General features: G+C 67.9%; 11 protein-coding genes. 8 read left to right on the plus strand and 3 right to left on the minus strand.

Going from position 1 to position 12,362, the window contains the following annotated elements; genetic code table 11:
* Nucleotides 1-9: 9 nt before the first annotated feature.
* The 3 genes from G6N67_RS32820 to G6N67_RS32830 all read right to left on the minus strand — a co-directional run bounded on the left by G6N67_RS32820 (nucleotide 10) and on the right by G6N67_RS32830 (nucleotide 1,698).
* Nucleotides 10-312, minus strand: a complete 303-nt coding sequence (locus G6N67_RS32820) for an urease subunit gamma (protein WP_163642387.1) — start codon at nucleotides 310-312, stop codon at nucleotides 10-12.
* Nucleotides 313-366: 54 nt separating this feature from the next.
* Nucleotides 367-771 carry a PaaI family thioesterase gene (locus G6N67_RS32825; protein ID WP_036439858.1) on the minus strand — a complete coding sequence of 135 codons (405 nt, stop codon included), beginning with the start codon at nucleotides 769-771 and terminating at the stop codon, nucleotides 367-369.
* Nucleotides 772-927: 156 nt separating this feature from the next.
* Nucleotides 928-1,698 (minus strand): hypothetical protein, encoded by a 771-nt coding sequence (locus G6N67_RS32830; RefSeq protein ID WP_036439856.1) that lies wholly within the window; start codon nucleotides 1,696-1,698, stop codon nucleotides 928-930.
* A gap of 225 nt (nucleotides 1,699-1,923) precedes the next feature.
* On the opposite strand from G6N67_RS32830, the gene G6N67_RS32835 reads away from it, so the two are divergent.
* The 8 genes from G6N67_RS32835 to G6N67_RS32870 all read left to right on the plus strand — a co-directional run bounded on the left by G6N67_RS32835 (nucleotide 1,924) and on the right by G6N67_RS32870 (nucleotide 12,354).
* Nucleotides 1,924-2,340, plus strand: a complete 417-nt coding sequence (locus G6N67_RS32835; protein WP_036439854.1) for a BlaI/MecI/CopY family transcriptional regulator — start codon at nucleotides 1,924-1,926, stop codon at nucleotides 2,338-2,340.
* Between the two features lie 14 nt (nucleotides 2,341-2,354).
* Nucleotides 2,355-3,305: a M56 family metallopeptidase gene (locus G6N67_RS32840; protein ID WP_036439851.1), complete on the plus strand. Its 951-nt coding sequence runs from the start codon at nucleotides 2,355-2,357 to the stop codon at nucleotides 3,303-3,305.
* 57 nt (nucleotides 3,306-3,362) lie between these two features.
* Nucleotides 3,363-4,817 carry an NADP-dependent phosphogluconate dehydrogenase gene (gene gndA, locus G6N67_RS32845; RefSeq protein WP_163642389.1) on the plus strand — a complete coding sequence of 485 codons (1,455 nt, stop codon included), beginning with the start codon at nucleotides 3,363-3,365 and terminating at the stop codon, nucleotides 4,815-4,817.
* 45 nt (nucleotides 4,818-4,862) lie between these two features.
* A complete protein-coding gene (locus G6N67_RS32850; protein WP_036439847.1) occupies nucleotides 4,863-6,299 on the plus strand; it encodes a GuaB1 family IMP dehydrogenase-related protein in 1,437 nt (478 codons plus the stop codon).
* Between the two features lie 243 nt (nucleotides 6,300-6,542).
* Nucleotides 6,543-7,904: a hemolysin family protein gene (locus G6N67_RS32855; protein WP_036439845.1), complete on the plus strand. Its 1,362-nt coding sequence runs from the start codon at nucleotides 6,543-6,545 to the stop codon at nucleotides 7,902-7,904.
* Nucleotides 7,904-8,956, plus strand: coding sequence for a hemolysin family protein (locus G6N67_RS32860; RefSeq protein WP_036439842.1), 1,053 nt, complete (start codon nucleotides 7,904-7,906; stop codon nucleotides 8,954-8,956). The genes G6N67_RS32855 and G6N67_RS32860 overlap by 1 nt, the downstream gene beginning before the upstream one ends.
* A gap of 212 nt (nucleotides 8,957-9,168) precedes the next feature.
* Nucleotides 9,169-10,104, plus strand: coding sequence for a 3-methyladenine DNA glycosylase (locus G6N67_RS32865; protein ID WP_235684078.1), 936 nt, complete (start codon nucleotides 9,169-9,171; stop codon nucleotides 10,102-10,104).
* A gap of 51 nt (nucleotides 10,105-10,155) precedes the next feature.
* Nucleotides 10,156-12,354 carry a malate synthase G gene (locus tag G6N67_RS32870; RefSeq protein ID WP_036439840.1) on the plus strand — a complete coding sequence of 733 codons (2,199 nt, stop codon included), beginning with the start codon at nucleotides 10,156-10,158 and terminating at the stop codon, nucleotides 12,352-12,354.
* The last annotated feature ends 8 nt before the right edge of the window (nucleotides 12,355-12,362 follow it).

Consider the following 12,362-nt stretch of genomic DNA (forward strand, 5'->3'; position numbering starts at 1 on the left):
GGGGCCGCCTCAGGCGATCGGGTGATGCACGGTGACCAGCTTGGTCCCGTCCGGAAAGGTCGCCTCGACCTGGACATCGTCGAGCATCTCGGGAACCCCCTCCATGACGTCGTCGCGCGTCAGCACGCCGCGTCCACTGGCCATCAACTCGGCAACCGTCCGGCCGTCCCGCGCGCCTTCGAGCAGGTGGTCGGTGATCACCGCGACCGCTTCGGGATGGTTGAGCCGCAGCCCACGAGCCTGCCTGCGGCGCGCCAGTTCTGCGGCATACGAGATCAGCAAGCGGTCCCGCTCATGCGGCGTCAAACGCATAGTGCGCGATATTGCCACGGCCCGCGCCACCGCGCGCGCCGGAGCGCCTGCCGGCTACTCCGGCGGGATGTTCTGCAACCGCACCTGACCGCGCGCCACGAGCCGGTCGTTCTCGTCGGTGATGGTGATCAGCCACAGCTGCTGGCGGCGGCCGCGGTGGATCGGCGTGGAAACCGCTGTCACGGTGCCTGATCCGATCGCGCGCAGGAAGTCGGTGTTGTTGTTGACGCCGACGACCGTCCCGCCGCCGTTCTCCGCCAGCCAGACATGGCCTGACACACTGGCCAGGCTTTCGACGATCGAGCAGTACACGCCGCCGTGCACGATTCCCCACGGCTGCAAAAGCTTGTCGTGGATCTTGAGCTCGGCGCGCCCGCCGTCAGGCGTCAGGTCCAGGTAGCTGAGCCCGAGTTCGGCGTCGAAGCCCCTGCCGAGTTCTGCTGGCGAATCTGTCGTCACAATCCTCGTGTCTACACGTAGGGCCCGCACAAAGATGCGGGCGGGTTCCGCGCTGTTAACGCGGAACCCGCCCTCGAGTGGACCGGGGGTCTCTGCAGCCCTCAGGACTCCGGCGCGGTCCGTTAGCCTCGTACCGAAATAATAGGCAAGGCTGCCCTAATTTAGCAAGACCTTCCCCGCGCGGCTCTCGCCACGCACCGGAAGACCGAAGCCGACCAGCGCGTCGAGCACCGCCTGCCCTCGGCGCATGCTGACCACTTCGCTGCAGCCGGCGAGCAGGGGCACCTGAGTGGCCGCACTGACCACCGCAGCGCCGACCATGTGCCACATCGCCGGAATCGACATCGCGCCATCACTGATCTCCGCCAGCCGGCCGAACAGCGGTTCGAGTGCCCGATGGCTGCGGTGCGCGACCCACGTGGTCAGGGCCGCCTCGCTGGGCAGCGCGACTATGCCGTCATAGGACGCATTGGCGATCCGGGTGATCCGCCCCTTGAGGTATGGATCATCGGGCAGCGCGCGCAGGATCGGATCCACCACGCCGACCCAGTCGATGGCACCCTCGGAGTCGACGTGCACCCAGAGGTTCTCCAGGCCGGTGTCCCACGCCCGCCCCTCAAGCACCAGCAGCGGCACCACGCGACCGATCACCACGTGGGCCAGCGTCGCGGCGAGCTGCTGCGCGACCGCCGCCCGGTTGTCGGTCTCGGCGACCGCGACGTCGAACATGGCCTGCAACCGATCGGCATCCAGCGCGTCCGACAGCGGCCACCAGCGGCGCCGGGACAGATCGCCCATGACGGCGACACCGTAGACCCGCGGACACTCCGGATACAGCTCGCGCAGACGCCGGCTCGATTCATGCAACGGCAATGTCCGCCTGATGGCCATACCCGCGATCAGCGGATCCTCGACAACGACCGTCATGTCACCTCCCGAAGGCTCCTCGTTCACTTAGGTTAGCCTTACTATAGTCACGGGATCATCGAGGGCCAGAGGCTGTGACTCGTTTCACAACGCGCCTCACAACGGCCGCTGACCTTGGACAAAACGCTCACAGCGGGCGGCAGCGCGGCCACCCGCCAACGGATACGACGCACGGTAGTAACCCCGTAGTACGCTGGGATTACTGCTCAGGAGAGTGAACGGAACATGGCCAAACTGACGCGTCTAGGGGAACTTGAGCGCGAGGTGATGGACCACCTTTGGTCCGCGCCCGAACCCCAAACAGTGCGCCAAGTTCACGAGGCGCTGGCCGCCCGCCGTGACTTGGCTTACACCACGATCATGACCGTGCTGCAACGGCTCGCCAAGAAGAACTTGGTGGTGCAGCACCGCGACGATCGTGCACATCGCTATGCCCCCACCCACGGCCGCGACGAGCTGGTGGCGGGCCTCATGGTCGACGCCCTCGACCAGGCCGCCGACTCCGGCAGCCGACAGGCCGCGCTGGTCCATTTCGTCGAACGTGTGGGCGCCGACGAGGCCGAAGCCCTGCGTCGTGCGCTGGACGAACTCGAGAGCAAGCACCGGATACCGCCACCCGCTGGTAATTCCGGCGTCTCCTGAGGGAGACTAACGGCGTGTCCGCGCTGGCCTTCACCATCGTCGCGCTGGCACTGGTCGGACCAGTGCCAGCAATGCTGGCACGGGCGTCGTGGCCGTTGCGGGCGCCGCGCGCGGCCATCGTCCTGTGGCAGGCCGTCGCGCTGGCCGCGGTCCTCTCGGCGTTCTCGGCCGGCATCGCAATCGCCAGCCGCCTGTTCGTGCCGGGCCCGGACGGCCGTCCGACCGCGACCATCACGAGCGAGATCGAGGCCCTCGGCCTGCCGCTGTGGCTGCTCTACGTCGTGGTGTTCTCCCTGACCCTGTTCATCGGCGCCAGGTTGTGCGTCGCGGTCATCCAAGTCGCCATCGCAACCCGGCGCCGGCGCGCGCACCACCGCATGATGGTCGACCTGCTGAGTCGATCACGCGAGGCCGTGCCGCAGCATCTCTGTACACCGGCCAGCGGCCTGCGCATCCTCGACGTCGCACAGCCACTGGCCTATTGCCTGCCCGGCGTGCGGAGCCGGGTCGTGGTGAGCGAGGGCACCCTCACCACGCTGTCCGACCCCGAGATCACCGCGATCCTGACCCACGAACGCGCCCATCTGCGTGCCCGCCACGACCTCGTGCTCGAAATGTTCACCGCGGTCCACGCCGCATTCCCCCGGTTCGTCCGTAGCGCATCCGCGCTCGACGCGGTGCGGTTGCTGATCGAACTGCTTGCCGACGATGCCGCGGTGCGCACCGCGGGGCCGACACCGCTGGCCCGCGCGCTGGTGGCGTGTGCGTCCGGCCGCACGCCGTCGGGAGCACTGGCCGCGGGCGGCCCGACTACCGTGATCCGGGTGCGCCGCCTCGGCGGGAAGCCGAACAGTGTGCCGCTCGCGGTGACGGCCTACCTCGCCGCAGTCGCAGTCCTGGTCGTGCCCACGGTCGCGGTCGCGGTCCCCTGGCTCACCGAATTACACCGGCTCTTCGCCGGTTAGGGATAAAGCCATCTCTGTAATGCGTTCAATCACAACAAAACAACGAAAGGCTGCGGCATGACCGACACGAGCACCACGGGTACGGCACAGATCGGGGTCACCGGCCTGGCCGTGATGGGCTCCAACCTGGCCCGCAACTTCGCCCGCCACGGCTACACCGTCGCCCTGCACAACCGGTCGATCGCCAAAACCGACGCGCTGCTGGCCGAACACGGCACCGAAGGCAAGTTCGTCCGCAGCGAGACCATCGCGGAATTCCTCGACGCCCTGGAGAAGCCGCGCCGGGTGATCATCATGGTCAAAGCCGGCGACCCGACCGACGCGGTGATCAACGAGCTGGCCGACGCCATGGAGCCCGGCGACATCATCATCGACGGTGGCAACGCCCTCTACACCGACACCATCCGCCGCGAGAAGGCCATCCGCGAACGCGGCCTGCACTTCGTCGGCGCCGGCATCTCCGGCGGCGAAGAAGGTGCGCTCAACGGCCCCTCGATCATGCCGGGCGGCCCCGCCGAGTCCTACACCTCCCTCGGTCCGCTGCTCGAAGAGATCTCTGCCCACGTCGACGGGGTGCCGTGCTGCACCCACATCGGCCCCGACGGCGCCGGGCACTTCGTCAAAATGGTGCACAACGGCATCGAATACTCCGACATGCAGCTGATCGGCGAGGCCTACCAGTTGCTGCGCGACGCCCTCGGCCTGGAGGCGGCCCAGATCGCCGACGTGTTCACCGAGTGGAACAAGGGCGACCTGGACAGCTACCTGGTCGAGATCACCGCCGAAGTACTGCGCCAGGTCGACACCAAGACCGGCAAACCCCTGGTCGACGTGATCGTCGACGAGGCCGAGCAGAAGGGCACCGGCCGCTGGACCGTCAAATCCGCGCTCGACCTCGGCGTACCGGTCACCGGTATCGCCGAGGCCGTGTTCGCCCGGGCGCTTTCGGGCTCGGTCGCCCAGCGTAAGGCCACCACCGGTCTGGCCTCCGGTGAGCTCGGCGCAAAGCCCACTGACGCACAGCAATTCACCGAAGACGTCCGCCAGGCACTGTATGCCTCCAAGATCATCGCCTACGCCCAGGGCTTCAACCAGATCCAAGCCGGTTCGGCCGAGTACGACTGGAACCTCACCCCTGGCGACCTGGCCACCATCTGGCGCGGCGGCTGCATCATCCGGGCCAAGTTCCTCAACCGGATCAAGGAAGCCTTCGACGACCAACCCGAGTTGGCCACCCTGCTCGCGGCACCGTACTTCCGAAGCGCGGTCGAATCCGCGATCGACAGCTGGCGCCGCGTCGTCGTCACCGCCACCGAGCTGGGCATCCCGATTCCCGGTTTCTCGTCGGCGCTGTCCTACTACGACGCGCTGCGCACCGAGCGGCTGCCTGCCGCGCTGACCCAGGGCCTGCGCGACTACTTCGGCGCCCACACCTACGGCCGCACCGACGCCGAACCCAGCCAGAAATTCCACACCCTCTGGAGCGGCGACCGCACCGAAGTACCCGCCTGACCACGCGCCTGCGGCTGACCGGCGGGAAAACTAGACTCGAGGACGATGAGATTTCTTGACGGGCATACCCCGGCTTACGACCTGACCTACAACGACGTCTTCGTCGTACCGGGGCGCTCGGACGTGGCTTCGCGCTTCGACGTCGACCTGTCGACCGTGGACGGCTCGGGCACCACCATTCCGGTGGTGGTGGCCAACATGACCGCGGTCGCAGGCCGCCGCATGGCCGAGACCGTCGCTCGCCGTGGCGGTCTCGTGGTGCTGCCGCAGGATCTGCCGATCACGGCGGTCGAACAGACTGTCGGCTTCGTCAAGAGCCGCGATCTCGTGGTGGACACGCCTGTCACCTTGGGCCCCGACGATTCGGTGTCCGATGCCGCGGCGCTGCTCCACAAACGTGCACACGGCGCCGCGGTCGTGGTGTTCGAGGGGCGGCCGATCGGGCTCGTCACCGAGGCCAGCTGCGCAGGTGTCGACCGGTTCGCCCGGGTACGGGACGTCGCGATATCCGACTTCGTCACCGCGCCCGTCGGCACCGATCCGCGCAAGGTGTTCGACCTGCTCGAGCACGCACCGGTCGATGTCGCGGTGCTGACGGAGCCGGACGGCACCCTGGCCGGGGTGCTGACGCGCACGGCAGCGATCCGGGCCGGGATCTACACACCGGCGGTCGACGCGTCGGGCCGGCTGCGGATCGCCGCTGCGGTCGGCATCAACGGCGACGTTGCGGCCAAGGCGCGCAGTTTGGCCGAGGCCGGTGTCGACCTGCTGGTCATCGACACGGCGCACGGTCACCAGGTCAAGATGCTCGACGCCATCAAGGCGGTCGCGTCGCTGGAGCTGGGCCTGCCGCTGGCGGCGGGCAACGTGGTATCCGCCGAAGGCACCCGGGATCTGATCAACGCCGGTGCGTCGATCGTCAAGGTGGGCGTCGGCCCCGGTGCGATGTGCACGACGCGCATGATGACCGGCGTCGGCCGTCCACAGTTCTCGGCTGTCGTCGAATGTGCCGCGGCGGCAAAGGAACTCGGCGGCCATGTGTGGGCGGACGGCGGCGTTCGGCATCCGCGTGATGTCGCGCTCGCGTTGGCGGCGGGCGCCTCCAACGTGATGATCGGCTCCTGGTTCGCCGGCACCTACGAGTCGCCGGGCGACCTGCTGCGTGATCGCGACGACCGGCCGTACAAGGAGAGTTACGGCATGGCCTCCAAGCGCGCCGTGGCCGCCCGCACCGCGGGCGACAGCGCGTTCGACCGGGCTCGCAAGGCGCTGTTCGAGGAAGGCATCTCGACGTCCCGCATGGGTCTGGACCCGTCCCGCGGCGGCGTCGAGGATCTGCTCGACCACATCACCTCTGGCGTGCGCAGCACCTGCACCTATGTCGGCGCCGCTACCCTGCCCGAACTGCACGACAAGGTGGTTCTGGGAGTGCAGTCGGCTGCCGGGTTCGCCGAAGGGCACCCGCTGCCGACCGGGTGGTGACGGGCAGGCCCTCGGCTCGGTCGCGGCGTTCGCGATAATATGAGCAACACTGCAATTACCGCTGGCCAGACTCTGCTGTGCCAGACCGAACGAAAGGGTTCATGTGCCGCAGGCACCCACGGAGGCCTCCGGTGGTGAATCGGCCTTCCGGGCGGAGCAGCAATCGCCGTTGAGCGCCGAATCCGAGGATCCCTCCACTAGTCAGCCGGGCTCGCTGCCCGGCGCCCCCCTGGCGAGGACGCGATGAGCGGCTCGACCGAAGTGGTGTTCTCGCTGCTGTCGATCCTGGCCATCGTGGTGCTCACCTTCGGCACCGCGGTGTTCGTGGCGGCCGAGTTCTCCCTGACCGCACTCGAGCGCAGCACTGTCGAGGCCAACGCCCGCTCGGGCGACCGCCGCGATCAGTTGGTTCGCCGCGCGCACCGCACACTGTCCTTCCAGCTGTCCGGCGCCCAGGTCGGCATCTCGATCACCACGCTGGCCACCGGCTATCTCGCGGAACCCGTCGTGGGCAGGTTGATCCGGCCCGGACTCGACGCGCTCGGGCTGCCCGCGAACCTCGCGAGCGGGCTGGCACTGTTCCTGGCGGTGCTGATCGCGACCTCGCTGTCCATGGTGTTCGGCGAGTTGGTGCCCAAGAACCTCGCGGTGGCACGGGCCGTGCCGACCGCGCGCGCCGCGGCGCCCTTCCAGGTGCTGTTCTCGATGCTGTTCACACCGGTCATCCGGCTCACCAACGGCACCGCGAACTGGATCCTGCGCCGCATCGGCATCGAGCCCGCTGAAGAGCTGCGGTCGGCACGCACCGGCCAGGAACTGGCATCGCTCGTGCGCAACTCCGCGCGCAGCGGTTCGCTGGACCCCACCACAGCAACGCTCGTCGACCGTTCCCTGCAGTTCGGTGAACGCACCGCCGAGGAGCTGATGACGCCTCGGTCGAAGATCGAGACCCTCGACTCCGACGACACCGTGGCCGATCTGATGGCGACCGCGATCAGGACCGGTTACTCGCGTTTCCCCATCGTCGACGGCGATCTCGACGCCACGATCGGCATGGTGCACGTCAAGCAGGTCTTCACCGTGCCGCACAAGGACCGTGCGGGCACGCGCCTGGCCGCGCTGGCGTTGCCGGTCGCGACGGTCCCGTCGACGCTCGACGGTGACGCGGTGATGGCACAGATCCGGGCGAACGGCCTGCAGACCGCGCTCGTCGTCGACGAGTACGGCGGTACCGCGGGAATGGTCACGGTCGAGGATCTGATCGAGGAGATCGTCGGCGACGTCCGCGACGAGCACGACGACGCCACGCCCGATGTGGTGCCGGCCGGGCAGGGCTGGCGCGTGTCGGGCCTGTTGCGCATCGACGAGGTGGCCACCGAGACCGGATTCCGTGCTGCCGAAGGCGAATACGAGACCATCGGCGGCCTCGTGCTGCAGGAGCTCGGGCACATCCCCGAGGCAGGTGAATCGGTCGACCTGACGGCGTTCGACCCCGACGGGCCCCTCGACAATCCGGTGCGCTGGCGCGCGACCGTGGTGCGGATGGACGGCCGCCGGATCGACCTGCTCGATCTCACCGAGCTGGGCTCGGGAGGTGACAGCTGATGGGTGACATCTTCGGGGTTCTGCTGACGGTGCTGCTGCTCGGCGCCAACGCGTTCTTCGTCGCGTCCGAGTTCGCGCTCATCTCGGCGCGCCGCGACCGCCTGCAGGCGCTGGCCGAGCAGGGCAAGAAGAGCGCCGTTACGGTGATCCGGGCCGGTGAGAACCTCTCGCTCATGCTGGCCGGCGCGCAGCTCGGCATCACGATCTGCTCGATCCTGCTCGGCCGGGTCGGCGAACCCGCGGTGGCCCATCTGCTGGAGAAACCGTTTGCACTGCTTGGCATCTCGGAAGCGGTGCTGCACACGGTGTCGTTCTTCGTGGCACTGGCAATCGTGGTGATCCTGCACGTGCTCCTCGGTGAGATGGTGCCGAAGAACATCGCGATCGCGGGCCCCGAATCGGCCGCGATGCTGCTGATCCCGCCGTATCTGGTGTACATCCGCGCGGCCCGGCCGTTCATCGCGTTCTACAACTGGTGCGCCAACACGACCCTGCGAGCGTTCCGGGTCGAACCGCGCGACGAGCTTGAGTCCGCGGTGTCCACTGTCGAGCTGTCCGAGATGATCGCGGAGTCGGTGTCGGAAGGCCTGCTGGACACCGAGGAGCACAGCCGGCTGACCCGCGCGCTGCAGACCCGCAGCAGGACCGTCGCCGATGTCGCCATGCCGCTGGACCAGATCCATGTCATCCCGGTGGCGGCTCCGGGTTCCGGGCCGACCGTCGGTGCCGTCGAACGCGCGCTCACCGAGACGGGCTATTCACGCTTCCCGGTGGTGGACGCGTCGGGTGCGTTCATCGGGTATCTCCACATCAAGGATGTGCTGCCGCAGGTCGAGGATCCCGACGCGGTGCTGGACGTCGCGATGGTCCGGCCCCTGCCCCGGTTGGCCGCGTCGCTACCGGTGCCCGACGCGCTGTCGCGCCTGCGGCGCAACAACAGTCACCTGGCGCTGGCAACCGGACCCGACGGCGCCGTGACCGCGATGGTCGCACTGGAGGATCTGGTCGAGGATCTCGTCGGGACCGTGCGCGACGGCACGCACCGCATCTGAGCTCGGCTGCAAACCAGTCAGGCTTTGCTGGCGGCAGCGGATGCCGGCGGCAGCAGTTGAGGTGCGCTCGTGCTCGGCAAGACGCTCGGCGCCAGGGTGTTCGCAACCGCGGGCAGTGACCGATGACCGCGACGGGCCGCAGGTAGGCTCGAGCCGCACGGCCGGGGCGGGCCACCGAGTGGAGGAGACATGGCACAGCGACGGAACGCGCCATGTCCGAGCTGACCATGGAGCGCGTCACCGACACCGACACCACCGGCGAGGTTCTGCCTGCCGAAGATTGGACCGTCCGAGCCGAATCACACCGGCGCCGGGTGGACAACTTCCTCACACCGCACGTGCGCCGCCGCCAGGCGGGAGAACCACACCCGGTGTGGGATTTCCTGTTCACGTATTACAGCCTGCGACCTCGCCAGCTGCGTCGATGGCATCCCGGATACGGCGTGGTACTCGCAGGTGACGACGCCCGCGCCTACCTTGGCCGCACCGGATACGGTCCGCACCCCGACGGCGTCACGGTCCGCGCCGAACACCTGGAGTCCCGCATCGAAACGGTCCGGTTCGTCGCGCGCCTGCTGCGGGCCACCGCGAGCCGGCCGCCGCAGCTCAACTGTTTCGGCCTGCATGAATGGGCCATGGTGTACCGGGCGCCCGAGGTGCGGCACGGCCAGGTGCCACTGCGCCTGGGGCCGGCCGAAACCGACGCCGTGGTGGATTCGATGCCGTTGCGCTGCAGTCATTTCGATGCGTTCCGGTTCTTCACCGAGCCGGCCGTCGCACGCAACAGCCGACACCTGACCCGCGACGAACAGGTCGCCACCGAGCAGCCCGGATGCATCCACGCCGCCATGGACTGTTACAAGTGGGCCTACAAGCTGGGCCCACTGGTGCCGTCCGAACTCGTCATGGACGCTCTCGAACTCGCGGCCGACGCGCGGGCCCTGGATATGCGCGCAAGCCCGTACGACCTGACAAGCTATGGTTTCGAGCCGATTGCAATCGAAACAGCGACCGGGCGTGCCGAATACGTCAGGGCGCAGCAGCGGATCGCCGAACGAGCGGCCCCGTTGCGGGCCACGCTGGCAAACCGGTGTGAGCTGTTGCTCATCAGGACGGACGCACGAAATGCCGACGTTACCGATGGGTAAGCTGGATCAACGGCAGACGCCGCGCGGCGTCTGGAGCCGAGGGAGGAAAGCATGTCTGATCGCGTGACGGTCGGAAACCTGCGCGTTGCCAAGGTGCTGCACGACTTCATCACGAATGAGGCGCTGCCCGGCACCGGAGTAGACCCGGACACCTTCTGGTCGGGTGTGGACAAGGTCGTCGCCGACCTCACGCCCAAGAACCAGGAGCTGCTGGCCCGCCGCGACGACCTCCAGGCCCAGATCGACAAGTATCACCGGGCGCATGTCATCGAGCCGCTCGACGCGGCCGCCTACAAGCAGTTCCTGATCGACATCGGCTACCTGCAGCCCGAGCCTGACGACTTCACGATCACCACCGCGGGCGTCGACGACGAGATCACCACCACCGCGGGCCCGCAGCTCGTGGTGCCGATCCTCAACGCGCGGTTCGCGCTCAACGCAGCCAACGCGCGATGGGGCTCGCTCTACGACGCGCTGTACGGCACCGATGTCATTCCCGAGGACGACGGCGCCGAGAAGGGCACCGGCTACAACCAGATCCGCGGCGACAAGGTCATCGCGTACGCACGCAACTTCCTCGACGAGGCGGTCCCGTTGGCGGCCGGATCGTGGAGCGACGCCACCGGGCTGAAGATCGACGACGGGGAGCTGGTGGTCACCTACGGTGACGGCCTGTCGACCGGCCTCGCCACGCCAGAGCAGTTCGTCGGCTACACGGGCAAGCTGGGCGAGCCGCAGTGGTCGGTGCTGCTCAAGCACAACGGCCTGCATATCGAGATCCTGATCGACCCCGACTCCCCCGTCGGCGCCACCGACGCCGCGGGCATCAAGGACGTCGTGCTGGAATCCGCGATCACCACGATCATGGACTTCGAGGACTCCGTGGCTGCTGTCGACGCCGACGACAAGGTGCTGGGCTACCGCAACTGGCTGGGCCTGAACAAGGGCGACCTGGCCGAAGAGGTCAGCAAGGGCGGCAAGACCTTCACGCGCGTCCTCAACCCCGACCGCACCTTCACGACCCCCGACGGCGAGGGCGAGCTGACCCTGCCGGGCCGCAGCCTGCTCTTCGTCCGCAACGTCGGTCACTTGATGACCAACGACGCCATCGTGGATGCCGAAGGCAACGAGATCCCCGAGGGCATCCAGGACGCCCTGTTCACGGGCCTGATCGCGATGCACGGCCTCAAGACCAGTGACGACAACGGGCCGCTGCAGAACAGCCGCACCGGTTCGGTCTACATCGTCAAGCCCAAGATGCACGGTCCCGACGAGGTCGCGTTCACGTGCGAGCTGTTCAGCCGCGTCGAGGACGTGCTGGGACTGCCCGAGGCGACGCTCAAGGTCGGCATCATGGACGAAGAGCGGCGCACCACGGTCAACCTCAAGGCGTGCATCAAAGCCGCAGCCGACCGCGTGGTGTTCATCAACACCGGATTCCTCGACCGCACGGGCGACGAGATCCACACCTCGATGGAGGCCGGCCCGATGATCCGCAAGGGTGCGATGAAGTCGCAGCCGTGGATCAAGGCCTACGAGGACAACAACGTCGACATCGGCCTCGCCACGGGCCTGTCGGGCAAGGCCCAGATCGGCAAGGGCATGTGGGCCATGACCGAGCTCATGGCCGACATGGTCGAGCAGAAGATCGGCCAGCCCAAGGCCGGCGCCACCACGGCGTGGGTGCCCTCACCCACCGCCGCCACGCTGCACGCCATGCACTACCACCAGGTGGACGTGTACGAGGTGCAGAAGGAACTGGTCGGCAAGTCCCGCGCGAGCATCGACGACCTGCTGACCATCCCGCTGGCCGACTCGTCGCTGACCTGGTCGCCCGAGGAGATCCACGAAGAGGTCGACAACAACTGCCAGTCGATCCTCGGTTACGTGGTCCGCTGGATCGACGCGGGTGTCGGCTGCTCGAAGGTGCCCGACATCCACAACGTCGCGCTGATGGAAGACCGCGCAACGCTGCGCATCTCCAGCCAGCTGCTGGCCAACTGGCTGCGCCACGGCGTAATCACGGCCGAGGACGTCAAGGCCAGCCTGCGCCGCATGGCGGCCGTGGTCGACGAGCAGAACGCCAAGGACGCCGACTACCTGCCGATGGCGCCGAACCCGGACGCCAGCATCGCGTTCCAGGCCGCGCAGGAGTTGATCCTGTCGGGAGCCGAGCAGCCCAACGGGTACACAGAGCCGATCCTGCACCGACGCAGGCGCGAGTTCAAAGCCGGCGCCGCTGCCCGGTGACTAGACTG

The sequence above is a fragment of the Mycolicibacterium mageritense genome, from assembly GCF_010727475.1.
GTDB classification, from domain to species: Bacteria; Actinomycetota; Actinomycetes; order Mycobacteriales; family Mycobacteriaceae; genus Mycobacterium; species Mycobacterium mageritense.